At 72.1% G+C, this 22,423-nt stretch carries 22 protein-coding genes; 15 read left to right on the top strand and 7 right to left on the bottom strand.

Going from position 1 to position 22,423, the window contains the following annotated elements; translation table 11 throughout:
- Position 1: 1 nt before the first annotated feature.
- The gene (locus tag ACIP5K_RS18335; RefSeq protein WP_055697115.1) at positions 2 to 283 is read right to left on the bottom strand and encodes an HPr family phosphocarrier protein; all 282 of its coding nucleotides are present in this window, start codon (positions 281 to 283) and stop codon (positions 2 to 4) included.
- A 200-nt stretch (positions 284 to 483) separates the two neighbouring features.
- On the opposite strand from ACIP5K_RS18335, the gene ACIP5K_RS18330 reads away from it, so the two are divergent.
- The 4 genes from ACIP5K_RS18330 to ACIP5K_RS18315 all read left to right on the top strand — a co-directional run bounded on the left by ACIP5K_RS18330 (position 484) and on the right by ACIP5K_RS18315 (position 5,885).
- Positions 484 to 3,294 carry a GNAT family N-acetyltransferase gene (locus ACIP5K_RS18330; protein ID WP_401410658.1) on the top strand — a complete coding sequence of 937 codons (2,811 nt, stop codon included), beginning with the start codon at positions 484 to 486 and terminating at the stop codon, positions 3,292 to 3,294.
- A gap of 95 nt (positions 3,295 to 3,389) precedes the next feature.
- Positions 3,390 to 3,977: a DUF5998 family protein gene (locus ACIP5K_RS18325; protein ID WP_401410656.1), complete on the top strand. Its 588-nt coding sequence runs from the start codon at positions 3,390 to 3,392 to the stop codon at positions 3,975 to 3,977.
- Positions 3,977 to 5,164: an alkaline phosphatase family protein gene (locus tag ACIP5K_RS18320; protein WP_401410654.1), complete on the top strand. Its 1,188-nt coding sequence runs from the start codon at positions 3,977 to 3,979 to the stop codon at positions 5,162 to 5,164. The genes ACIP5K_RS18325 and ACIP5K_RS18320 overlap by 1 nt, the downstream gene beginning before the upstream one ends.
- Before the next feature lie 70 nt (positions 5,165 to 5,234).
- Positions 5,235 to 5,885, top strand: a complete 651-nt coding sequence (locus ACIP5K_RS18315; RefSeq protein ID WP_401410652.1) for a thymidine kinase — start codon at positions 5,235 to 5,237, stop codon at positions 5,883 to 5,885.
- Positions 5,886 to 5,936: 51 nt separating this feature from the next.
- Here ACIP5K_RS18315 and ACIP5K_RS18310 read toward each other — a convergent pair whose 3' ends face one another.
- A complete protein-coding gene (locus ACIP5K_RS18310; RefSeq protein ID WP_401410650.1) occupies positions 5,937 to 6,713 on the bottom strand; it encodes a VOC family protein in 777 nt (258 codons plus the stop codon).
- Between the two features lie 283 nt (positions 6,714 to 6,996).
- Between ACIP5K_RS18310 and ACIP5K_RS18305 the strand changes: the two genes are divergently transcribed.
- A complete protein-coding gene (locus ACIP5K_RS18305; RefSeq protein ID WP_401410648.1) occupies positions 6,997 to 7,854 on the top strand; it encodes a sulfurtransferase in 858 nt (285 codons plus the stop codon).
- Between the two features lie 70 nt (positions 7,855 to 7,924).
- Here ACIP5K_RS18305 and sepH read toward each other — a convergent pair whose 3' ends face one another.
- Entirely contained in the window at positions 7,925 to 8,986 is a 1,062-nt protein-coding gene (gene sepH, locus ACIP5K_RS18300) for a septation protein SepH (RefSeq protein ID WP_401410646.1), read from the bottom strand.
- A gap of 522 nt (positions 8,987 to 9,508) precedes the next feature.
- Between sepH and ACIP5K_RS18295 the strand changes: the two genes are divergently transcribed.
- On the top strand, positions 9,509 to 10,828 hold the full coding sequence (locus ACIP5K_RS18295) for a hypothetical protein (RefSeq protein WP_401410644.1): 1,320 nt from the start codon (positions 9,509 to 9,511) through the stop codon (positions 10,826 to 10,828).
- Between the two features lie 6 nt (positions 10,829 to 10,834).
- Here the strand turns inward: ACIP5K_RS18295 and ACIP5K_RS18290 are convergent, their stop codons facing one another.
- Positions 10,835 to 12,166, bottom strand: coding sequence for a D-arabinono-1,4-lactone oxidase (locus tag ACIP5K_RS18290; RefSeq protein ID WP_401410642.1), 1,332 nt, complete (start codon positions 12,164 to 12,166; stop codon positions 10,835 to 10,837).
- Positions 12,114 to 13,370 carry an MFS transporter gene (locus ACIP5K_RS18285; protein WP_401410640.1) on the bottom strand — a complete coding sequence of 419 codons (1,257 nt, stop codon included), beginning with the start codon at positions 13,368 to 13,370 and terminating at the stop codon, positions 12,114 to 12,116. Before ACIP5K_RS18285 ends, ACIP5K_RS18290 begins: the two co-directional genes overlap by 53 nt.
- A 164-nt stretch (positions 13,371 to 13,534) precedes the next feature.
- Between ACIP5K_RS18285 and ACIP5K_RS18280 the strand changes: the two genes are divergently transcribed.
- Both ACIP5K_RS18280 and ACIP5K_RS18275 read left to right on the top strand, forming a co-directional pair.
- Complete coding sequence (locus ACIP5K_RS18280; RefSeq protein ID WP_401410638.1) at positions 13,535 to 14,674, top strand: ferrochelatase; 1,140 nt, start codon at positions 13,535 to 13,537, stop codon at positions 14,672 to 14,674.
- 10 nt (positions 14,675 to 14,684) lie between these two features.
- Positions 14,685 to 15,482, top strand: a complete 798-nt coding sequence (locus tag ACIP5K_RS18275; protein ID WP_401410637.1) for an inositol monophosphatase family protein — start codon at positions 14,685 to 14,687, stop codon at positions 15,480 to 15,482.
- A 136-nt stretch (positions 15,483 to 15,618) separates the two neighbouring features.
- Here the strand turns inward: ACIP5K_RS18275 and ACIP5K_RS18270 are convergent, their stop codons facing one another.
- The gene (locus ACIP5K_RS18270; RefSeq protein WP_401410635.1) at positions 15,619 to 15,792 is read right to left on the bottom strand and encodes a hypothetical protein; all 174 of its coding nucleotides are present in this window, start codon (positions 15,790 to 15,792) and stop codon (positions 15,619 to 15,621) included.
- 349 nt (positions 15,793 to 16,141) lie between these two features.
- On the opposite strand from ACIP5K_RS18270, the gene ACIP5K_RS18265 reads away from it, so the two are divergent.
- The 4 genes from ACIP5K_RS18265 (at position 16,142) to ACIP5K_RS18250 (ending at position 19,823) form a co-directional block, all read left to right on the top strand.
- Positions 16,142 to 16,795 carry a response regulator transcription factor gene (locus tag ACIP5K_RS18265; protein WP_111662538.1) on the top strand — a complete coding sequence of 218 codons (654 nt, stop codon included), beginning with the start codon at positions 16,142 to 16,144 and terminating at the stop codon, positions 16,793 to 16,795.
- Between the two features lie 7 nt (positions 16,796 to 16,802).
- The gene (locus ACIP5K_RS18260; RefSeq protein WP_401410633.1) at positions 16,803 to 18,056 is read left to right on the top strand and encodes a sensor histidine kinase; all 1,254 of its coding nucleotides are present in this window, start codon (positions 16,803 to 16,805) and stop codon (positions 18,054 to 18,056) included.
- A 440-nt stretch (positions 18,057 to 18,496) separates the two neighbouring features.
- On the top strand, positions 18,497 to 18,793 hold the full coding sequence (locus ACIP5K_RS18255; protein WP_018535993.1) for a DUF4193 domain-containing protein: 297 nt from the start codon (positions 18,497 to 18,499) through the stop codon (positions 18,791 to 18,793).
- Positions 18,794 to 18,806: 13 nt separating this feature from the next.
- Entirely contained in the window at positions 18,807 to 19,823 is a 1,017-nt protein-coding gene (locus ACIP5K_RS18250; protein WP_401410631.1) for a hypothetical protein, read from the top strand.
- Here ACIP5K_RS18250 and ACIP5K_RS18245 read toward each other — a convergent pair.
- A complete protein-coding gene (locus ACIP5K_RS18245) occupies positions 19,812 to 20,270 on the bottom strand; it encodes a DUF3093 domain-containing protein (protein ID WP_401410629.1) in 459 nt (152 codons plus the stop codon). The genes ACIP5K_RS18250 and ACIP5K_RS18245 overlap by 12 nt on opposite strands.
- Positions 20,271 to 20,328: 58 nt before the next feature.
- On the opposite strand from ACIP5K_RS18245, the gene ACIP5K_RS18240 reads away from it, so the two are divergent.
- From ACIP5K_RS18240 to ACIP5K_RS18230, 3 genes are read left to right on the top strand one after another with little or no spacing between them, the layout of a single operon-like run.
- Positions 20,329 to 20,913, top strand: a complete 585-nt coding sequence (locus tag ACIP5K_RS18240) for a PaaI family thioesterase (protein ID WP_401410628.1) — start codon at positions 20,329 to 20,331, stop codon at positions 20,911 to 20,913.
- Positions 20,910 to 21,455, top strand: coding sequence for a dUTP diphosphatase (dut, locus tag ACIP5K_RS18235; RefSeq protein ID WP_401410627.1), 546 nt, complete (start codon positions 20,910 to 20,912; stop codon positions 21,453 to 21,455). The genes ACIP5K_RS18240 and dut overlap by 4 nt, the downstream gene beginning before the upstream one ends.
- Before the next feature lies 1 nt (position 21,456).
- Positions 21,457 to 22,236 (top strand): DUF3710 domain-containing protein, encoded by a 780-nt coding sequence (locus ACIP5K_RS18230; protein WP_401410625.1) that lies wholly within the window; start codon positions 21,457 to 21,459, stop codon positions 22,234 to 22,236.
- Positions 22,237 to 22,423 lie beyond the last annotated feature (187 nt).

Genomic DNA, 22,423 nt, shown 5'->3' with positions numbered 1-22,423 from the left:
GTCAGACGGTCTCGGGGAGCTCCTCGAGCCCCTCGGCGACCAGCTTGGCCAGACGGTCGAGCGCGGCGTCCGCGCCCTCGGCGTCCGAGGCCAGGACGACCTCCTCGCCGCCCTGGGCGCCCAGGCCCAGCACCGCGAGCATGGAGGCGGCGTTGACGGGGTTGCCGTCGGCCTTGGCGATCGTCACGGGGACGCCGGCCGCCGTGGCCGCGCGGACGAAGATGGAGGCGGGACGGGCGTGGAGGCCCTCGGCCCAGCCGACGTTGACGCGGCGCTCAGCCATGTGATGCTGCCCTTCAGGTGTCTCACAGTTGTCTAGACCATTCTCACACACCGTGGCCCGTGCTCCACGCGGACCCACGTCCCCTGCGAGCACGGCCCTGCGGCCTTCTTCAGCCTGCCTCCCGCGCGCGCGGGGCGCGACCCGTGAAACCACCGCACGCGCCTCCTCCGACTGTCGGCGGTCGGCCCTACCCTTGCGGCATGGACACCCCGTCGGACCGGCACGCCTACCCCGCCCACTGGGAGGCCGACGTGGTGCTGCGCGACGGCGGCACCGCCCGGATCAGGCCCATCACCACCGCGGACGCCGAGCGGCTGACCAGCTTCTACGAGCAGGTCTCGGACGAGTCGAAGTACTACCGCTTCTTCGCGCCCTACCCCCGGCTGTCCGCCAAGGACGTGCACCGCTTCACCCATCACGACTACGTGGACCGGGTCGGCCTCGCGGCCACCGTGGGCGGCGAGTTCATCGCCACGGTCCGCTTCGACCGGATCGACGCGCGGGGGATGCCCGCCTCCGCCCCGGCCGACGAGGCCGAGGTCGCCTTCCTGGTGCAGGACGCCCACCAGGGACGCGGTGTCGCCTCGGCTCTCCTGGAGCACGTCGCGGCCGTCGCGCGCGAGCGCGGCATCCGCCGCTTCGCCGCCGAGGTGCTGCCCGCCAACACCAAGATGATCAAGGTGTTCCGGGACGCCGGATACACCCAGAAGCGCAGCTTCGAGGACGGCGTCGTCCGCCTGGAGTTCGACATCGAACCCACCGAGGCGTCCCTCGCCGTGCAGCACGCGCGCGAGCAGCGCGCCGAGGCCCGCTCCGTGCAGCGCCTGCTCGCCCCCTCCTCCGTCGCCGTGATCGGCGTGGGACGCACCGCCGGAGGCGTGGGCCTCAGCGTCCTCGGCAACCTCAGGGAGGCCGGATTCACCGGCCGCCTCTACGCCGTGAACAAGGCGTTCCCCGCCGGCCTCACCGACGTCGACGGCGTCCCCGCCCACCGCTCCGTGCAGGACATCGACCCCGCCGAGCCGGTCGACCTGGCCGTCGTCGCCGTACCCGCGCCCTACGTGCCCGAGGTCGTCGCCGAATGCGGCGCACGCGGGGTGCGGGGCCTGGTCGTCGTGTCCGCCGGATACGCCGAGAGCGGCCCCGAGGGCCGCGAGCGCCAGCGCGACCTCGTCCGCCAGGCACGCTCCTACGGAATGCGCCTCATCGGGCCGAACGCCTTCGGGGTGGTCAACACCTCCCCCGACGTCCGGCTCAACGCCTCCCTCGCCCCCGAGATGCCCCGCGCCGGACGCATCGGCCTGTTCGCCCAGTCCGGCGCCATCGGCATCGCCCTGCTGGCCCGGCTGCACCGCAGGGGCGGCGGCGTCACCGGCGTCACCGGCGTCTCCACGTTCGTCTCGGCGGGCAACCGCGCCGACGTGTCCGGGAACGACGTTCTTCAGTACTGGTACGACGACGCGGACACCGACGTCGCCCTGATGTACCTCGAATCGATAGGCAATCCGCGCAAGTTCACCCGCCTGGCCCGCCGCACGGCGGCTGCCAAGCCGCTGGTGGTCGTGCAGGGCGCCCGGCACAGCGGCATCGCGCCGACCGGCCACGCCGTCCGCGCCACCCGCCTGCCCTACGCCACCGTCTCCGCGCTGCTCCGCCAGGCGGGGGTCATCCGCGTCGACACGATCACCGAACTCGTCGACGCCGGACTCCTCCTCGCGCGTCAGCCGCTGCCCGCGGGCCCGCGCGTCGCCATCCTGGGCAACTCGGAGTCACTGGGCCTGCTCACCTACGACGTCTGCCTCTCCGAGGGACTGCGGCCCAAGACCCCGCGCGACCTCACCACCCAGGCCTCCGCGGCGGACTTCCGGGCTGCGCTGGAGGAGGCGCTGGCCGACGACAAGACCGACGCCGTCGTCGTCACGGCGATGCCGGTGGTGGGGGAGGACCCCACCGGGGACGCCGAGCTGGCCGCCGCCCTGAGCGCGGCCGCGGCCACCGCCCCCACGAAGACGGTGCTCGTCGTCCACGTCGAACTGGGCGGCCTGGCCGAGGCCCTGTCGGCCGCTGCCAGCACCGGACCCAACGCCCCGTCGCGACCGGCCCCCGCGGCCACCGACGCCCCGGGGGAGGGCGCCCCACGCCTCATCCCCGCCTACCCCGCGGCCGAGCGGGCCGTCCGCGCCCTCTCCGAGGCGGCCAAGTACGCCCAGTGGCGACGCGACGCGGCGGAGCCCGGCAAGGTGCCCGAGTACGACCGTCTCGACGAGCAGGCGGCGGCCGCCCTGATCACCGCCCTGCTCGCCAAGGAGGACGACCCGCGCGGCACGGACCTCGCCCCCGAGGGCACCCGCGACCTGCTCGCCCTCTACGGGATCGACGTCCGCCGGACCCTGCCAGCCCCCGACGCCGACCGGGCCGCCGAGGCCGCCCGCACGCTCGGCTACCCGGTGGCCCTCAAGACGACCGCCCCGCACCTGCGCCACCGCGCCGACCTCGGCGGCGTCCGCCTCGACCTCGCCGACGAGGACGATCTGCGCCGCGCCTACGACGACCTCACCGAACGGCTCGGCGGGCCCGCCGAACTGCGGCCGGTCGTCCAGGCCATGGCACCCCGCGGCGTCGACACGGTGGTCCGCGCCGTCATCGACCCGGCCGCCGGCGCCGTCCTCTCCTTCGGTCTGGCCGGCGCCCCGTCCGAACTGCTCGGCGACAACGCGCACCGCCTGGTCCCGGTGACCGACCGCGACGCCCAGGCGATGGTCCGATCGATCAAGACGGCCCCCATCCTGTTCGGCTGGCGCGGCGCCGCCCCCGTCGACACCCCCGCTCTGGAGGAACTGCTCCAGCGGGTGTCGCGGCTGGTCGACGACCACCCCGAGGTCGTCGGCGTCACCCTGGAACCGGTCGTCGTCGCGCAGGCCGGACTGACCGTGCTCGGCGCCTCCGTCCGGCTCGCGCCCCCGCCCGCCCGCGACGACCTGGGCCCGCGCACGCTGCCCAGCGACTACTGACCCGGCCCGCGCCCCGGCACGGCGCCGATCCGCCCTCACGGAGAGTTATCCACAGGGGCATCGGCAGCCTCTTCCCGGGCCTTAGGATGGACCTCATGGCCAAGACCAGTACGACGACCCAAGGGCTGCGAGCGGCGATCGAGCGCAGCGGCTACTACCCGGCCCTCGTGGCCGAGGCGGTGGAGGCCGCGGTCGGCGGCGAGCCGATCTCGTCGTATCTCGTCCACCAGGAGACCACGTTCGACGCGAACGAGGTCCGTCGTCACGTCACCGTCCTGGTCCTGACCGACACCCGCTTCATCGTCAGCCACACCGACGAGCAGGCGGCCGACAGCACCTCCCCGACCCCGTACGCGACGACGTCCACGGAATCGGTCAAGCTCGACCGGATCTCCTCGGTCGTGCTCAGCCGTGTCGTCGCCAATCCGGAGAAGTACGTCCCGGGCACCCTGCCCCGCGAGGTCGTCCTCACCATCGGCTGGGGCGCCGTCTCCCGCCTCGACCTGGAGCCCGCCGCCTGCGGCGACCCCAACTGCGAGGCCGACCACGGCTACACGGGCAGCTCGACGGCGGACGACCTGAGCCTGCGCGTCAGCGAGGCGGGCGACGGTCCGGAGACCGTGCGCCAGGCCCTCGCCTTCGCCCAGTCCCTCTCCGAGGCCACCGCGGGCGCGGGACGCTGATGACGCAGGCCGCCTGGGACGACGTAGAGCCGCTGCCCGTCCACACCGCTCCCGTCCCGGCGTACGGCACCGGATCCCTCGCGGACCTGCTGCCCACCCTCGGCGCCCACCTGGGCGTCCCCGACTGCGCACCGGCCATCACCGAGCTGGCCCCCGTCGACCGCGCGTGCGTCTTCCTGATCGACGGCCTCGGCTGGGAGCAGCTGAAGGACCACCCCGACGAGGCGCCCTTCCTGCACTCCCTCATAGCGTCTTCGCGCGGGGGCACGGGCCGCCCGATCACCGCCGGCTATCCGGCGACCACCGCGACCTCCCTCGCCTCCGTCGGCACCGGACTGCCGCCGGGCGCCCACGGCCTGCCCGGGTACACGGTGCGCGATCCCGACACCGGCCGGCTGATGAACCAGCTCCGCTGGAAGCCCTGGACGAACCCGAAGGCCTGGCAGCCCCACCCCACGATCTTCCAGCGCGCGCACGACGCGGGCGTGCGCACCGCCCAGGTGTCCGCCCCCGCCTTCGAGTCGACCCCCCTCACGAAGATCGCGCTGAGCGGCGGCACCTTCTACGGCCGGCTCTCCGGCGAGGACCGGATGGACCTGGCCGCCGAGCAACTGGCGGCGGGCGACCGGTCGTTGGTCTACACGTACTACAGCGAGGTCGACGGCAAGGGGCACCGCTTCGGCCTCGACTCCGACCCCTGGCGCGGCCAGCTGATGTACGTCGACCGGCTCGCCCAGCGCCTCGCCGAGCAACTGCCGCCGCGCAGCGCCCTGTACGTCACCGCCGACCACGGCATGGTCGACATCCCCTTCGACGAGCAGTCCCGGATCGACTTCGACGAGGACTGGGAGCTGGGCGCCGGTGTCGCCCTGCTCGGCGGCGAGGGCCGCGCCCGCCACGTCTACGCCGTGCCCGGTGCCCAGGGCGACGTCCTCGCCGTCTGGCGCGAGGTCCTCGGCGAGCAGTTCTGGATCGCGAGCCGCGACGAGGCGATCGCCGCCGGCTGGTTCGGCCCCCAGGTCGACGAGCGGGTCCGCGACCGCCTCGGCGACGTGATCGCCGCCGCCCGCGACGACGTGCTCATCATCGCCTCGCGGTCCGAGCCGAAGGAGTCCCTCATGGTGGGCAACCACGGCTCCATGACACCGGCCGAACAGCTCGTACCGCTCCTCGAGGTCCGCACCTGAAGCCCGCCCCGCCGCCGTCCCCCCACGACCTCCCACGCCCTCCCGCGACCCGAAAGGTGCTCGACCCCCCATGCCCGAGCTGGTGTTCTTCTCCGGAACGATGGACTGCGGAAAGAGCACCCTGGCTCTGCAGATCGAGCACAACCGCTCCGCGCGCGGCCTCCAGGGCATGATCTTCACCCGGGACGACCGGGCCGGCCAGGGAAAGCTGTCCTCACGCCTCGGCCTGGTCACCGACGCCGTGGAGGTCGCCGACGACCTGGACGTGTACGCGTACGTCGTCGATCACCTGTCCCAGGGCGGCAAGGTGGACTACGTGATCGCCGACGAGGCACAGTTCCTCGCGCCCGGCCAGATCGACCAGCTCGCCCGGATCGTCGACGACCTCGAACTGGACGTCTACGCCTTCGGCATCACGACCGACTTCCGCTCCAAGCTGTTCCCCGGCTCCCAGCGCATGGTCGAACTCGCCGACCGGGTCGAGGTGCTCCAGGTCGAGGCGCTGTGCTGGTGCGGCGCGCGCGCCACCCACAACGCGCGCACCGTCAACGGGGAGATGGTGGTCGAGGGCGCCCAGGTCGTCGTCGGCGATGTCGACGAGGTCGAGGACCGGATCGGCTACGAGGTGCTGTGCCGCCGCCACCACCGGCGCCGGATGACGAGCGCGGGCGCCCGCGCCGCCGCGCTCTCACCCGACGTGCTGCCGGTCGCCTCCGCCTGAGCCGCCCGCGCGACCCCGGACGACCGGCTTCGGCCCGGCCGTCCGGCCGGATCAGGCCTTCCGCGACGTCACGAGCGCGAACCGCGCCCCCTCCGGGTCCGCGACCGTGGCCACCCGCCCGTGCGCGCCCTCCCGCGCCGGCTGGACCACGTGCCCGCCCAGGTCGGCGAGCCGCTCCACGGCCTCGTCCACGTCGGCGGCCTCGAAGTACGTCATCCAGTGCGATCCGCGGTCACGGGGCAGGGAGTGCCCCACACCGTGCACGGACGCCACCGGCCGACCCTCCAGGCACAGTTCCAGATGGTCGAAGTCGGCGGAGACCACGGCCTCTTCGGTGTAGTCGAAGACCGCCCGGTAGAACGTGGCGACGCTCGCGGTCTCCCGGGTCACCAGCTCGTTCCACACCACCGAGCCGGGGACGCCGGTGACCGCCATGCCCAGGTGCGAGGCCGCCTGCCACAGCCCGAACACCGCGCCCGCCGGGTCGGAGGCCATCGCCATCCGGCCCGCCTCACCGGCGTCCAGAGGGCCGACGCCCACCGTGCCGCCGCGGTGCCGCACCGTCTCCGCCGTCGCGTCCACGTCCTCCGCGGCCAGATACGGCGTCCAGGCGATCGGCAGCTGCCGGTCGGGCGGCAGCTGACCGATGCCGGCCACCTCCTGGCCGTCCAGCAGGGCCCGCGCGTAGGGCCCCAGCTGCTGCGGCCCTGGCTTGAACTCCCAGCCGAACAGCGCCCCGTAGAAGTCCTGGGTCGCCGCCATGTCGTGCACCATCAGACTCACCCAGCAAGGGGTGCCGGGCACGCGCCGGGCTGCTGCCTCGGTCATCGTCACTCTCTCCTCGGACTTCTCGGACCAGAACCCTCGGGCCCTGCGTCGGGATCCCGCACGGCGCTTCGCGCCCGTGCTGATGGTGGCACCGAGTGCCGCGCGGCGCTTCCTGACCGCGCCGGAACCAGCGGGCCCCGCGCCGTGGATGCCCGCAACGACGTTTCGCGTACGTTGCCTCGCCATCACCCGACCGTGACCGGACGGTCGACGCTGTGTAGTCGATCGAGCACGCTATCCGAACGCGGGCGCTCGGGCCAGAGCATGAGCAAGGATGACCCACATGAATGCCATCATCACCGCATCCGAACTTGCGAGCGAGTTGGCGGGGGAGCACCCACCCGTCGTGCTGGACGTCCGTTGGCAGCTCAGCCTCGCGAAAGCCGCCGGAGCCCCGGAATTCGACGGGCGCGCCGCTCATGCGGCAGGTCACGTCCCCGGTGCGGTCTACATCGACCTGGATCACGAACTGGCCGGGAAGGCGGGCCCCGAGGCGGGCCGGCACCCGCTGCCGGATCTCGACGTGTTCGGTGCCGCCATGCGGGCGGCGGGCGTGTCGGCGGACCGCGACGTGGTCGTGTACGACGGCGGACAGGGCTGGGCCGCCGCGCGCGCCTGGTGGCTGCTGCGCTGGACGGGGCATCCGTCCGTCCGGGTCCTGGACGGTGGGCTGCCCGCCTGGGAGGGCGACCTGGAGACCGCGAGCCCGGCGCCGCGGCCCGGCACCTTCACCCCTGCACCCGGTGCCACCGGCCTCCTCGACGCGGACGGGGCGGCGGCGCTGGCCCGTTCCGGACTGCTCCTGGACGCACGGGGCGCCGAGCGCTACCGGGGCGACGTGGAGCCCATCGACCGGGTCGGCGGCCACATCCCCGGCGCCGTGTCGGCCCCGACCACCGAGAACGTCGCGGACGACGGCCGTTTCCGTCCCGCGGCCGAACTCGCCGAGCGCTTCGGGGCGCTCGGCGCGAGCGGCGGCCCGGGCCGGGTCGGCGTCTACTGCGGCTCCGGCGTCTCGGGCGCCCACGAGGTGCTGGCGCTCGCGGTCGCGGGGATCGACGCGGAGCTGTACGTCGGTTCGTGGTCGCAGTGGTCGGCGGACACCTCGCGCCCCGTGGCGACCGGCCCCGACCCGCAGTAGCCGTCCCCGGTGACGCGAGCGGGGCCCCGGGCGGTGAACACCCGGGGCCCCGCTCGCGTACCTCTGGTCGCTACTCCTGCTTCTTGCGGCGCGTGCCGAAGACGATCTCGTCCCAGCTCGGCACCGCGGCCCGGCGGCCGGGGCGCACCCCGTCGGCCTCGGCCTGGCGGTCGGTGGTGCCGGTGAGGCGGTCGCGGTGGCCCGCGACGGAGCGCGGCATCAGCACGTCCGCGTAGGCCGCGCCGGCTCCGGCCGACGCGGCGGGCGGCTCCTCCAGCTCGGCGGCCGCGGGCGGCTCCGACTCCTCCGGCGGCTCGGGGGCCGCCGTCGGACGCTCCGGGACCACGATGTCGCCGCGGTAGCTGGGGACCGCCTCCAGCAGGCTGGTCAGCGAGTCGCGCTCCGAGGAGGCGATCGCCGGCAGGTTCTCCTCGGAGGACGGCTCCGGCGGCGGAACGGGACGTTCCAGCTGCCGGTCCAGGGCGCGGTCCAGCGGCCGGTCCCGGGGCAGCCGGGCGATCCGCGGCACGAACGGGAACGTGGGTTCGGGCGCGCCGATGTCGTCGGACTCGCCGATCAGCGAGCGCGCCTCGTCGTCCACGGCCTGGACGAGTCTGCGGGGCGGGTCGTAGGTCCAGCTCGCCGCGTGCGGTTCGCCCGCGACCCGGTAGACCAGCAGGACTTCCCAGGTGCCGTCGTCGCGGCGCCAGGAGTCCCACTGGACGGTTTCCTTGTCGGCGCCGCGCAGCAGGAGTCGCTCCTGCACCGCCTCGCCGAGCTGGGGGCCGGTGTTCTCGCCGGGACGGCGCACGGGAGTCTTCCGGGCCCGCTCGGCCATGAACGCGCGCTCCGCGAGCACAGGGCCCTCGAAACGGCGTACGCGGTCGACCGGAATGCCTGCGAGCTGGGCGACCTCCTCGGCGGAGGCTCCTGCTCGTATGCGTGCCTGGATGTCACGCGGGCGGAGGTGGCTCTCCACCTCGATCTCGATCTGGCCGAGACGCGGACGGTCGCCGCGCACGGCGGCCCGGAGGCGCTCGTCGATCGGAAGCGTGTACTCCGTGCTGTCCGCAGCCTTCAGCACCAGCCGTGTGCCGTCGTTAGAGACGGCCACGACACGCAGTTCGGGCATGGGGACCTCCCGGGTGGTGCCTGCCGACGTCACGTGCGTCGCTGCTTCCGCTAGTCGAGTGTGGCCTGCCCGGGTGCAGCCTGCCACAACCTTGCCGAGTTGCCCGGCGTGTCGGGCATGGGCCCAAGATCGCCGTTATGGCACGGTTACTTGTTCGCAACGCTAAGTGACCGAGTCCGTCACCCTGTGCAACGAGCCCCCTCCCGGCGGTCCTGGCAGGCCCCGGTACACCCTGGCGGGAGACCGGACCCAGGGCTCGCAACAGTACTCCATTCGGGCCACTTGCGTGGATCGGCACGCCGCTCAACTTCTCACGCTGGCGGGGAGTTGGGTACGGGGCGACGGTCGCGGACGTCCCGTTCGTGGAGATTGTGCGTGGCGTGCTTCACGAAAAACGTGGAACCGGAACTGAGTGCTCCTCATGTACGTCCCTCTCTCATACGACACAGGTAGTTCGCGTAACCTCGGGAACTTCTGTACGAATCATTCGCGTATGTCGAGAAGGGCAGGCTAGGTAGGGAAATGGGCGAGAAGCCGGAGAACTCCAAGGACGATCAGGGCGAGCCCAAGGAGAAGAAGCGGCTGGATCTGAGCGTGCCCCAGGTGGCGGGCAGTGCGGTCGCCGCCGTCGTGGCCGCGAAGCTGGCCTCCAGCTTCGGCGTCTACGGGACCATCCTGGGCGCGGGCGTGGTCAGCGCCCTCGCCACCTGCGGCGGCACCGTCTTCCAGCACTTCTTCCGGCGCACGGGCGAGCAGATACGCGACGTCGCCGTGACCACGAAGCCCAAGGGGCGACAGGTCCCGGTGACGGCCGAAGGACGCCCCGTTCCCCGCACGTTCCGCTCGGACACCTCGATGGACGCCACCGCGGCGATGGTCACGGGCGAGCCCCCGCGCGCGGCCCGGCCCGCCGTGAGCGCGCTGCCCACCACGCCGACCACCACGACGTGGGGCAGGCCCGATCCGGCGGACACCGCGACACCCGAGAGCGGCACGGAAGCCGACGGGACCACGCTGCTGCCGCACGTCTCCACCGGCCCGGCGACGGACCTCGACGGGACGCAACTGCTCGACACCGGCGCGGTGGCCGACCTGCTGGCCGACACCACGGGCCCGACGGCCGACCTGCTGGCCGACACCACGGGCCCGACGGCCACCGACCCGGTGGCCGACGACGACCGCACGCGCGTCCTAGGCACGGTCCGCCCGGCCGACCCGGACAGGACACAGCTGCTCGCGGCCACCGCAGAGGCCGACGAGGCCACGCGCCTGCTGCGCGTCACCGACGACGGACCCGGACAGCCGGGGACCCCGGACGCGGGCGACGGGGAGTTCACCGACGGCACGGTCCACCGCAGCCGCGTCAAGAGCTGGAAGCGGCCACTGATCGCCGCGGCCGTCGTCTTCGGCGTCACCATGGGCGGCATCACGACGTACGAGGTGGTGAGCGGCCAGAGCTTCAGCGGTGGCCGCGACACCACCATCGGCGACGCCTTCAAGGGGCACAACCGGTCCTCCGGCCGCGACACCGGGCCCGAGCCCGGCACCTCGCAGGAGCCGTCCGGCACTAGCGGCACCGGCACGGACGGCGCCACGGAGAACGGCGACGGCTCGTCCACCGGCGGAAGCGTCGATCCCGCGCCGACGCCCAGCCGGAGCGGCGGCGACCCCGGCACGGGGAGCGACACGGACAACGGCTCCGACAGCGGGTCCGACCACGGCTCGGACACCGGTGACGACGGCGCGTCGCCCACCCCGACGCCCACGCCGACCCCGTCGCAGAGCACGGGCCCGGACACCGGTGCCACCAGCGACACCGGCACGCAGGTGCCGGGGGAGTAGGCGCGGTCAGTCGCCGAGGACCCGGCGCAGGTAGGCGTTGCCGAACAGGCGGTCCGGGTCCAGGCGGTCGCGCAGCGCCGTGAACTCGCCGAAGCGCGGGTAGGCCCCCGCGAAGTACTCGGCGTCGCGGGTGTGCACCTTGCCCCAGTGCGGGCGGCCCTCGTGGGCGGTGAAGATGCGCTCGGCGGCCGTGAAGTACCGCTGGTACGGCGTGCCCCTGTACATGTGGACGGCGACGTAGGCGCTCTCCCGGCCCGACGCCGTGGACAGCGCGATGTCGTCGGCCGGGGCGGTGCGGACCTCCACGGGGAAGCTGACCCGCAGGTCCGAACCGTCCACCATGGCCTTCAGCTCGCGCAGCGTTGCCACGAGGGCCTCGCGCGGAACCGCGTACTCCATCTCCACGAAGCGCACCCGGCGCGGCGAGGTGAAGACCTTGTAGGGGATGTCGGTGTAGGTCCGGGCGGAGAGCGCCTTGCTGGAGACCTTGGCGATCGCCGGGATCGTGGCGGGCACCGCCCGGCCGATCGAATTGACCACCTGGAACAGACCGTTGGAGAGGATCTCGTCCTCCCACAGGCTGCCGGCCCTCGAAACCGGCGCCTCGGGCCCCGCACTGCGGTTGTTGCGCTTGGTGTTGCAGTTGCCGGTGTGCGGGAACCAGTAGAACTCGAAGTGCTCGTTCTCGGCGTGCAGCTCGTCGAAGTCCGCGAGCACCCTGTCGAAGGCCATCGGCTCCTCGCGGGCGCTGAGCAGGAAGACCGGCTCCACCGCGAAGGTGATCGCCGTGACGATGCCCAGCGCGCCCAAGCCGATCCGCGCGGCCGCGAAGACCTCGGGGTTCTCCGTCGCGGAGCAGGAGATCAGCTCACCGGCCGCCGTGACCAGTTCGAGCCCCTTGATCTGCGCGGCGATGGACGCCGAGTCGCGGCCCGTGCCGTGGGTGCCGGTGCTGGTGGCACCGGAGACGGTCTGCTCCATGATGTCGCCCATGTTCGTGAGCGACAGGCCCTCACGGGCCAGAGCCAGGTTGAGCCGCTTGAGCGGCGTGCCGGCCTCGACCGTGACAGTGCCCTTGTCGCGATCGATGTTCCGTATGCCCGTCAACAGTTGAGGGCGGATCAACACACCGTCGGTCGCCGCCGCGGCCGTGAAGGAGTGGCCCGTGCCGACGGCCTTCACCTTCAGCCCGTCCTCGGCGGCCCTGCGCACGGCCTCGGTCAGTTCCTCGACCGAGGCGGGCGTCACCTCGCGCACCGGGCGCGACACGACGTTCCCCGCCCAGTTACGCCACGCTGCGCCGCTCTTGCTGCTGCTGCCCGTCTGCGCCGTGCTCATCGGTTGTTCCTCCCCGCTGCGGAACCGGCTGCTTCAGCCGGCGGTACCCCAGGAACGCGACCAGGACCGCGACGGCGCCGGAGACTCCCGGCACCCCGTACCCGGCCTTCGCACCGGCGGCGTCGATCACCCAGCCGGACACGGAGGAGCCGAGCGCGACACCGGCGGTGAGTCCGGTGCTCACCCAGGTCATGCCCTCGGTCAGCTTCGCGCGCGGTACGTGCTGCTCGACGAGGGCCATCGTCGTGATCATCGTGGGAGCGACGGTCAGGCCCGCTACGAAGAGCGCCACGGCCAGGAGTGACAGGTTCCCGACCAGTTGGAGGGGGATCATACTCACGGCCATCACGCACACACCCACCAGCCACCTGCGGGCGGGTGCGCCACTGAAGTGCAGCAGCCCGAACACGGCCCCGGCGACGCACGAGCCGGCCGCGTACACGGCGAGCACCAGGCTGGCCATCGACTTGTGCCCCTGGTCGTCGGCGAAGGCCACCGTCACCACGTCGATCGACCCGAAGATCGCGCCGGTGGCGATGAACGTGGCCACCAGGACCTGCAACCCGCGCGAGCGGAGCGCCGATCCCGAGCTCTCATGGGTACGCGGATGCGGCAGCGGCTCCGTGGCGCGCTGCCCGGTGAGCCAGAAGACCCCGGCCGCCAGGAAACAGCCCGCGAGCAGCGGACCGGCCTCGGGGAACCAGGCCGTGGACAGCCCGATCGAGATGATCGGCCCGAAGATGAAGCAGACTTCGTCGATCACGGACTCGAAGGAGTACGCCGTGTGCAGCGACCGCGGGGTGTCCCGGTAGAGCACCGCCCAGCGGGCCCGGATCATCGAGCCGACGCTCGGGACGCAGCCGATGAACGCGGCGCTCACGAACAGCGTCCAGTCCGGCGCCTCGTACTTCGCGCACAGCAGCATCCCGGTGACCGCGACGAGCGAGACGAGCGTGGCGGGGCGCAGCACCCGCCGCTGGCCGTGCAGGTCGACGAGGCGCGAGATCTGCGGCCCGATGGCCGCGGCGGACAGCGCCACCGTCGCGGACAGGGCGCCCGCGAGGCCGTAGCGCCCGGTCAGCTGCGAGACCATCGTCACGATGCCGATGCCCATCATCGACAGGGGCATCCGGCCCAGGAATCCGGCGACCGAGAAGCTCTTGGTGCCGGGCAGGGCGAAAATGGCGCGGTAGGGGCTGGGCAAAGCGACTCCGGTCGAGCGGGCTCCCGGTGTGCCCGAGGGCGGCTCGGCACGGTGCGGGGCGTAACAGGTAAGGCGTGAACGCGGCTCAAACAGCTTACGCGTGTCGGAGTTCGACCGGCATGGCAGTTTTCCGCCTGTCAGTGACGGGTGGCAGGATCGAACACATGCCAGAAGCGCACGCTGCCAGCCTCGACGCCCGCCCGTACGACGCCCTGCTCCTGCTCTCCTTCGGAGGCCCGGAGGGCCCCGACGACGTCGTCCCGTTCCTGGAGAACGTGACACGGGGCCGCGGCATCCCCAAGGAACGGCTCAAGGAAGTCGGACAGCACTACTTCCTGTTCGGCGGGGTCAGCCCGATCAACGACCAGAACAGGGCGCTGCTCGACGCCCTGCGCAAGGACTTCGCCGAGCACGGCCTGGACCTGCCGGTCTACTGGGGCAACAGGAACTGGGCGCCCTACCTGACCGACACCCTGCGCGAGATGGTCGCCGACGGCCACCGCCGCATCGTGGTCCTCGCCACCAGCGCCTACGCGTCCTACTCGGGCTGCCGCCAGTACCGGGAGAACCTCGCGGAGTCGCTGGCCGCCCTGGAGGCCGAGGGCCTGGAGGTCCCGCGGGTCGACAAGCTGCGGCACTACTTCAACCACCCCGGCTTCGTGCGCCCCATGGTCGACGGCGTCCTGACCTCGCTCGCCGACCTCCCCGACGACGTCCGCGACGGCGCGCACATCGCCTTCACGACGCACTCCATCCCGACCGCCGCGGCCGACACCTCGGGACCCGTCGAGGACCACGGCGACGGCGGCGCGTACGTGGCGCAGCACCTGGCCGTCGCGCGGCTGATCGCCGACGCCGTGCGCGAGGAGACCGGCGTCGACCACCCCTGGCGGCTCGTCTACCAGTCGCGGTCCGGCGCCCCGCACATCCCCTGGCTGGAGCCCGACATCTGCGACCACCTGGAGGAGCGCAGGGACGCCGGCGTGCCCGCCGTCGTCATGGCCCCCATCGGCTTCGTCTCGGACCACATGGAGGTCCTGTACGACCTCGACACGGAGGCCACGGACAAGGCGGCGGAGATCGGCCTGCCGGTGCGCCGCTCCGCCACCGTGGGCGCCGACCCGCGCTTCGCCACCGCCGTGCGCGAGCTGATCCTGGAGCGCGCCGCCGCCGAGAGCGGCAGGAACGTCACACCCTGCGCACTCGGCGCGCTCGGCCCGAGCCACGACCTCTGCCCGGTGGGCTGCTGCCCGGCCCGCGCCCCCAAGCCCGCGGCCGCGGGCGCCGACAGCCCGTACGCGTAAGGACACCGCTGTGAGCGATCTGAAGGCAGAGCTCCTCGACGTCGCCCTGGAGGCGGCGGCCCGCTCGGGCACCTTCCTGCGCGACGGCCGCCCGGCCGACCTCGGCGTCGCCGCCACCAAGACCAGCGCCGTCGACGTGGTCACCGAGATGGACATCGCCTCCGAGAAGCTGATCACCGACTTCCTGGCCGGGCGCCGCCCCGGGGACGGCGTGCTCGGCGAGGAGGGCGCCGCCACGGAGGGCACCAGCGGCGTCGAGTGGGTGATCGACCCCATCGACGGCACGGTCAACTACCTGTACGGGCGCCCCGAGTGGTCCGTGTCGATCGCGGCCCGCAAGGACGGCGAGACACTCGTCGGCGTCGTCGCGGCCCCGATGCGCGGGGAGACCTACCGCGCGGTCCTCGGCGGCGGCGCGTTCGTGAACGACGAGCCCGCGCGCGTGCGCGTGGCGCCGCCCTTCGAGCAGGCACTGGTCGGAACGGGATTCGGCTACCTCGCGCAGCGGCGGGCCCGTCAGGCCGATGTCGTACGGGAGTTGGTGCCGCACGTCCGCGACATCCGGCGCGGCGGCTCGGCCGCCATCGACCTGTGCGACGTGGCCCTCGGCCGGCTCGACGCCTACTACGAGCGCGGCCTGAACCCCTGGGACTTCGCGGCCGGCGACCTCATCGCGCGCGAGGCGGGGGCCCGCACCGGCGGCCGCCCCGGGGACGTGCTGTCGGGCGAGCTGACGGTCGCCGCTCCGCCCGGCCTCTTCGAGGCGCTCCAGAACCGCCTCGAAGAGCTCGGCGCCTGGCACGACTGATCTCCCCGAGCCCCACGGTGGGCGCGAGAAGGGCCCCGGCGCCCGCCTGGATCGAACCAGGCGCCGGGGCCCTTCCCTGTGGTGGTGCGGTGTGCCTCTGTGTGCGGTGCGTGCGGTACGTGGAGCGGTGCGTGCGTCAGACGGCCGAGGCGTGGATCTCCACGCCGTGCTCGGCCGCGAGGCGGTGGAGATCGTCCAGCTCGCCCTGCTCGACCTCGGCGAGGAAGTCGTCGCCGGTCTCGCGCGCCAGCGTCAGGTCGGTCTCGGCCGCTTTTATGCGCTGGAGCAGGCCTGCGGTGAATGCGTCCATGGTTGCGCCCCCTCGTCCTGGGTCGTGGGTCGGTGGCACGGGGGTGTGCCCTGTGGAAGGGGCGATCACGAATCGGCCCGCCGTGCGGGAGGCGGACTCGACAGCGGCTCGTGGCATGCCACATACAAAGCGTGATCGCGGGTGTAGCTCCGTCCTCCCCGCGGGCCCTTCCGCAGAAACCTCAACCCGGCGAGAAAATCCCGCATTCCCCGGACGCCAGGCCGCCTTACAGCCGGTTTATGGCCGAAAGGGGCAGGATGGTGACCCACAACCCCGTGACCGGACCTGTCCACCTGCGCCCGAGCGCTGTCCGTGGGCGACCGAAGGCTTTAGTGGAAGGACAAGCGACGTGCGCGTACTCGTCGTCGAGGACGAGCAACTGCTCGCCGATGCGGTGGCCACCGGACTGCGCCGGGAGGCCATGGCCGTCGACGTCGTGTACGACGGAGCGGCCGCCCTGGAGCGCATCGGCGTCAACGACTACGACGTGGTCGTCCTCGACCGCGACCTCCCGCTCGTCCACGGCGACGACGTCGCCCGCAAGATCGTCGAGCTGGGCATGTCCACCCGCATCCTGATGCTGACCGCCTCCGGCGACGTCAGCGACCGGGTGGAGGGCCTGGAGCTCGGCGCGGACGACTACCTCCCCAAGCCCTTCGCGTTCAGCGAGCTGACGGCCCGGGTCCGGGCCCTGGGCCGGCGCACCAGCGTGCCGCTGCCGCCCGTCCTGGAGCGCGCCGGCATCAAGCTGGACCCCAACCGCCGCGAGGTGTTCCGCGACGGCAAGGAGATCCAGCTGGCGCCCAAGGAGTTCGCCGTGCTGGAGGTGCTGCTGCGCAGCGAGGGAGCGGTGGTCTCGGCCGAACAGCTCCTGGAGAAGGCCTGGGACGAGAACACGGACCCGTTCACCAACGTCGTGCGGGTCACCGTCATGACCCTGCGCCGCAAGCTCGGCGAACCCGCTGTGATCGTCACCGTGCCGGGCTCGGGATACCGGATCTGATCACTCGATGGCCACCTCGCCCGCGCCCCCCAGGCCCACGACGCCGCCGAAGCCGACCTGGCTGCCAGGACCGAAGGACGAACCGCCCTTCCCGTGGCTGCGCCCCACGATCCGGATACGGCTCACGCTCCTCTACGGGGGCATGTTCCTGATCGCGGGCATCCTGTTGCTGTCGATCATCTATCTGCTCGCGGCGCAGGCACTGAACGTGGGCAGCGAACTGCCGTTCAAGATCGTCGACAACGGCAGCACGGTCAACATCGTCAGCAATGTGTGCAGCTTCCCGTCCAACCCGTCGGACTCCCAGCTGAACGACGCGCTGAACGCCTGCGTCAACCAGCAGCGCCAGCACGCGCTCGACGTCCTCCTCAGCCGCTCGCTCATGGCGCTGCTCGGCCTCGCGATCATCGCGTTCGCCTTCGGCTACGCCATGGCCGGCCGCGTGCTGTCCCCGCTCGGCCGCATCACGCGCACCGCGCGCCGGGTGGCCGGCACGGACCTGACACGCCGGATCGAACTGGACGGCCCGGACGACGAGCTCAAGGAGCTGGCGGACACCTTCGACGAGATGCTCGACCGCCTGGAGCGGGCGTTCACCGCCCAGCAGCGCTTCGTCGGCAACGCCTCGCACGAGCTGCGCACCCCGCTCGCGATCAACCGCACCCTCCTGGAGGTCCACCTCTCGGACCCGGGCGCCCCCGTCGAGCTCCAGCAGCTCGGCAAGACCCTCCTGGCCACCAACGAGCGCAGCGAGCAGCTCGTGGAGGGCCTGCTGCTGCTCGCCCGCAGCGACAACCAGATCGTGGAGCGCAAGCCCGTGAACCTGGCGGAGGTCGCCTCCCAGGCGCTCGACCAGGCCAGGTCGGAGGCGGACGACAAGGGCGTGGAGATCCGCGGCGAGCGCAAGGAGGCCGTCGTCCAGGGCAACGGCGTGCTCCTGGAACGCATCGCGCTCAACCTCGTACAGAACGCGATCCGGTACAACGTGCCGGAGGACGGCTGGGTCGAGGTCGACACCGAGGCGCAGCACGGTCAGGCGGTCCTCCTCGTGGCCAACACCGGGCCGGTGGTCCCCGCGTACGAGATCGACAACCTCTTCGAACCGTTCCGGCGGCTGCGCACCGAGCGGACCGGCAGCGACAAGGGCGTGGGCCTCGGGCTCTCCATCGCCCGGTCCGTGGCGCGCGCCCACGGCGGCCGGATCGTGGCGGAACCCCGCGAGGGGGGTGGCCTGGTGATGCGCGTCACCCTGCCCCTCTAGGGCGAGTACTGAAGCGGTTCGAGATGCACAGCGCGTGCGGATCTGACATGCTTCCGCCGACGCGCTGACGGAGTTCGCTTTTAGCGGAATTTTCGGGACCTGCGCCGGGAGGGATCCTGTGTGATCGATCACATGGGCGAATTTCCGGTCATCTACGGTCCGTGATCGCTCAAGACGGTAGAAAGCCTGGAAAATCCGGGTTTTCGGGCGCCTTGATCACGGGAAGTACACGGGATGGCGGTCGTGCAGTGCGATATCGGGACCGTGTACGGTCCCGTTCGCCACCCAAGCTGATCACTCTCGGGGGATCCGGTTGGGTGTCGATTGAGTAACAGACCTTGATGTGAGGCAAAATCTCCGCCTCAGGTCGGGCACAAGTCCGGCCTCTCATGCGTTACGTGCGCTGAGACACCGCATACACCCAGAGGGGGAGAGGCGACATGGCAACGGATTACGACACTCCACGCAAGACCGATGACGACCTCAATGAGGACAGCATCGAAGAACTGAAGTCCCGGCGGAACGACAAGTCCGCGTCGAACGTCGACGTGGACGAGTTCGAGGCGGCCGAGGGCCTGGAGCTCCCGGGCGCCGACCTCTCGAACGAGGAGCTGGCCGTCCGTGTCCTGCCCAAGCAGCAGGACGAGTTCACCTGCATGAGCTGCTTCCTGGTGCACCACCGGAGCCAGCTCGCGCGGGAGAAGAACGGGCAGCCGATCTGTCGCGACTGCGACTGAGGCAGGGTCGGGCATGACTGGCTCGACCCCGCCCTGGAAGCGCCGCATCCGCAGTAGGCAGCGGGATGCGGCTCAAGGCCCGTCGGAGGCCGTGCGTGACGACGAGCGGGGCTCTTTCCCCGGCGCAGCCGGTGAAGAGGCCTCGCTCGAAGTGGCGGACGGTCACGAGGTGACGGGCGACCTGTCGGCAGCGGCGTCGGCGGGAGCCGTGGACGCCGTGGAGCTGCGGGAGGCCGACCGGGCCACCGGGACGCACCCCAGGGCAGAGGCGGCCCGACGCCGGGTGGCCGCCGTCAGGGACGGCGTCCGCAAGAGCGGCGGCGTCGCGAGAACGGGGATGACCAGAGGCGGCAGTGCCGCGAGAACGGGGATGGCCAAGGGCGGCGCCGCCGCCAGGGCCGGTATCGGCTATCTCGCCGACCAGATCATCAAGAACGCGCCGCGGGTGCCCGTACGGGACCTCGCGACCCTCCGCGAACAGTTCCCCGGCCTCGGGCCCGAGCGGCTCGCGGACAAGCTGGTCGCCGGCGCGGCGAACGCGACGTCCACCGTGGGCGCCGGAGTCGGTGCCGCGGCGATGCTGCCCGTACCGCCCGCGATGCCCACCGAGCTGGCCGCGGAGATCACGGGCGTCGCGGCCATCGAGCTCAAGCTCATCGCCGAACTGCACGAGGTCTACGGACTGCGCCCGCCCGGCGGTCTGAAGGACCGCAGCACGGCCTATCTGCACTCCTGGTCGGACGAGCGCGGCATCGACATGACCAAGCCCACGACGGTGAACGCGGCGCTCGGCGGCCAGATGAAGCGCGAGCTGCGCCAGCAGATCATGAAGCGGATGGTGCGGAACCTGCCGAGCCTGACGCCGTTCATGGTCGGTGCCGCGGTCGGCGCGGTGATGAACCGGCGCGACACCAAGAAGCTCGCCGAGCGGATCCGCAAGGACCTGCGGCCCGTCCAGGTGCCGTGGGACGCCCTCGCCGACCTGCCGCCCCTGGAGCCCCCGGGCGACCCCCTGGAGCTAGAGGGCTGACCCGCCGCCCAGAGCCTTTGCCAAAGCTTCAGGTTCGCGGGTCGAGAGATACACGTACGGGGTGGGGTCCTGCGGGTCGACGACCTCGGCCCGCACCGCCGTCGGCACATAGCTGCGCAGCAGCATGAAGGCGCGCGGGTCGGCCCGGTGCATGCGCCAGGCGCGCGCCTCCTCGGCGTCCAGGATCTCCACGGTGCCCAGTGCGGACAGCGGGATCTTCGCGTCGCCCGCGATCAGCGAGTCGCCCACGACACGGATGCGGACAGAGCCGTACGAACTGGTGATGACGGCCGCGACGAGCAGGAAGACGACGAAGCCGCCCAGCAGCGGGAGCGTGCCGAAGGGCAGCGCGATGATGCCGCCCGCGACCCCGACGAGAAAGGTGATGAGCCACCACGAACGGGGCGCGGTGAGTCGTTCTTCGTACGGCACAGTCGAGAGCTCCATGCGGACTAGCTTGGCACGATGCGTGCGGGTGCTGGACGCGCAGGTAAGGTCTGCGCCTGTGAGTGGTACTTCAGCAGCTCTGACGCCCCCGGCCGACGCGATAGCGCCGGTGCGGCACCCCGACGCGCCCGCCCCCGGCGACCTCCTCGGCCCGCACTACGGACACTGTTTCGGCTGCGGCGGCGAACAGCCGCACGGGCTGCACCTGGCCGCCCGGGCCGGCGACGGCGTCACCGTCACCGCCGAGTTCACCGTACGCCCCGAGCACCAGGGTGCCCCCGGTCTCGCACACGGCGGCCTGCTGGCCACCGCGCTCGACGAGACGCTGGGCTCGCTGAACTGGCTGACGCAGGCCATCGCCGTCACCGGACGCCTCGAGACGGACTATGTGCGGCCCGTGCCGGTGGGCACCGTGCTGCACCTGTCCGCCGAGATCACCGCGGTGGCCGGGCGCAAGATCTACTCGACCGCGACCGGCAGGATCGGCGGCCCCGACGGGCCCGTCGCCGTCCGCGCCGACGCCCTCTTCATCGAGGTCAAGGTCGACCACTTCATCGACAACGGCCGCCCGGAGGAGATCCGGGCTGCCATGAGCGACCCGGATCGGATCCGGCGCGCCCGTGCCTTCGAGGTGAACCCGTGACCCAGCAGTCGCTCGACGTGCTCATCCGGCGCGTCGACCCCGACGTACCGCTGCCCGCGTACGCGCAGCCCGGCGACGCCGGTGCCGATCTGCGGACCACCGAGGCGCACGAACTCGCCCCCGGCGAGCGCGTCGTGCTGCCCACCGGAGTGTCTGTCGCCCTCCCCGAGGGGTACGCGGCCTTCGTGCACCCACGATCCGGTCTCGCCGCACGCTGCGGTGTCGCTCTGGTGAATGCCCCGGGGACGGTGGATGCCGGGTACCGTGGGGAGATCAAGGTGATCGTGGTGAATCTCGACCCGCGCGAGAGCGTGCGGTTCGAGCGCTTCGACCGGATTGCCCAACTGGTCGTCCAGCAGGTCGAGAGGGTCCGCTTCCACGAGGTCGCGGAGCTTCCCGGATCGGCGCGGGCCGAGGGGGGCTTCGGGTCCACCGGCGGGCATGCCTCTGTGGGCGGCTCCGCCGGGGCCGTCGAGGACACAGGCGGTCAAAAGGGTGGGAATCGATACGCTTCGGTCGTATCCGACCGGGAAGGACAGTGACGTGTTCGGACGTCGCAAGAAGAACAGCTCCGCTGAGGACGCAGTGGACGCGGCGGGCGAGGCCGAGCAGGTCGTCGACGACAGCGTCGACAGTGCCGACGACGACGCCGCGACCGGGTCGCGGCGGGTGCGACTCGAGCCCGAGCCGCGTCCCGACGGCCCCTGGGACGGCTCCGAGGTGCGCGAGCCCGGCGAGGGCCGGGTCGACCTCGGCGGCCTCTTCGTCCCCGGTGTGGAGGGCATGGAGCTGCGCGTGGAGGTCGCCGGTGACGCGATCGTCGCCGCGACCGTCGTCCTGCGGGACAGCGCGATCCAGTTGCAGGCCTTCGCCGCCCCCAAGAAGGAGGGCATCTGGGGCGAGGTCCGCGAGGAGATCGCCTCGGGCATCACCCAGCAGGGTGGTGTCATCGACGAGATCGAGGGCTCGCTCGGCTGGGAGCTGCGCGCCCAGGTGCCGGTGCAGCTGCCCGACGGCACGGGCGGCTTCCAGGTCGTCCGGTTCATCGGTGTGGACGGCCCGCGCTGGTTCCTGCGGGGCGTGATCTCCGGTCAGGGCGCGGTGCAGCCGCAGGCCGCCGGTCTGCTGGAGCAGATCTTCCGGGACACGGTCGTGGTGCGCGGTGACGGTCCGATGGCCCCCCGCGACCCGATCGTCCTCAAGCTCCCGGACGACGCGCAGATGGTCGCCGAGGGTGCCGGTCAGGACAGCCAGGAGGCCTCGCGCTTCTCCGGCGGCATGGGCCAGCTGGCCCGCGGTCCGGAGATCACCGAGATCCGCTGACGCGGTTCGGCAGTCGTACGCGGCCGGGGGCCGCGCATCCCTCAGGGGTGCGCGGCCCCCGGCTTTTCGCTGCCCGCGCCCCGGCGCGGTTCTTTCTTCAGGTCTTGACGGAAGGCTGGTCCGTACCTAGGGTCACCGCCCAACGCCGGAGTTCACATCGGCGCCCCACGTTCATATACGGGAACGG

This window comes from Streptomyces sp. NPDC088785, from assembly GCF_044750685.1.
Classification (GTDB): Bacteria; Actinomycetota; Actinomycetes; order Streptomycetales; family Streptomycetaceae; genus Streptomyces.
The sequence above is the reverse complement of the archived record's forward strand: the minus strand, read 5'-3'. Positions and strand labels throughout refer to the sequence as shown.

Coding starts and splice junctions, on each gene's coding strand:
- ACIP5K_RS18335 (WP_055697115.1), bottom strand. CDS start 283: ATGGCTGAGCGCCGCGTCAACGTCGGCTGGGCCGAGGGCCTCCACGCC.
- ACIP5K_RS18330 (WP_401410658.1), top strand. CDS start 484: ATGGACACCCCGTCGGACCGGCACGCCTACCCCGCCCACTGGGAGGCC.
- ACIP5K_RS18325 (WP_401410656.1), top strand. CDS start 3,390: ATGGCCAAGACCAGTACGACGACCCAAGGGCTGCGAGCGGCGATCGAG.
- ACIP5K_RS18320 (WP_401410654.1), top strand. CDS start 3,977: ATGACGCAGGCCGCCTGGGACGACGTAGAGCCGCTGCCCGTCCACACC.
- ACIP5K_RS18315 (WP_401410652.1), top strand. CDS start 5,235: ATGCCCGAGCTGGTGTTCTTCTCCGGAACGATGGACTGCGGAAAGAGC.
- ACIP5K_RS18310 (WP_401410650.1), bottom strand. CDS start 6,713: ATGACCGAGGCAGCAGCCCGGCGCGTGCCCGGCACCCCTTGCTGGGTG.
- ACIP5K_RS18305 (WP_401410648.1), top strand. CDS start 6,997: ATGAATGCCATCATCACCGCATCCGAACTTGCGAGCGAGTTGGCGGGG.
- sepH (WP_401410646.1), bottom strand. CDS start 8,986: ATGCCCGAACTGCGTGTCGTGGCCGTCTCTAACGACGGCACACGGCTG.
- ACIP5K_RS18295 (WP_401410644.1), top strand. CDS start 9,509: ATGGGCGAGAAGCCGGAGAACTCCAAGGACGATCAGGGCGAGCCCAAG.
- ACIP5K_RS18290 (WP_401410642.1), bottom strand. CDS start 12,166: ATGAGCACGGCGCAGACGGGCAGCAGCAGCAAGAGCGGCGCAGCGTGG.
- ACIP5K_RS18280 (WP_401410638.1), top strand. CDS start 13,535: ATGCCAGAAGCGCACGCTGCCAGCCTCGACGCCCGCCCGTACGACGCC.
- ACIP5K_RS18270 (WP_401410635.1), bottom strand. CDS start 15,792: ATGGACGCATTCACCGCAGGCCTGCTCCAGCGCATAAAAGCGGCCGAG.
- ACIP5K_RS18260 (WP_401410633.1), top strand. CDS start 16,803: ATGGCCACCTCGCCCGCGCCCCCCAGGCCCACGACGCCGCCGAAGCCG.
- ACIP5K_RS18255 (WP_018535993.1), top strand. CDS start 18,497: ATGGCAACGGATTACGACACTCCACGCAAGACCGATGACGACCTCAAT.
- ACIP5K_RS18250 (WP_401410631.1), top strand. CDS start 18,807: ATGACTGGCTCGACCCCGCCCTGGAAGCGCCGCATCCGCAGTAGGCAG.
- ACIP5K_RS18245 (WP_401410629.1), bottom strand. CDS start 20,270: ATGGAGCTCTCGACTGTGCCGTACGAAGAACGACTCACCGCGCCCCGT.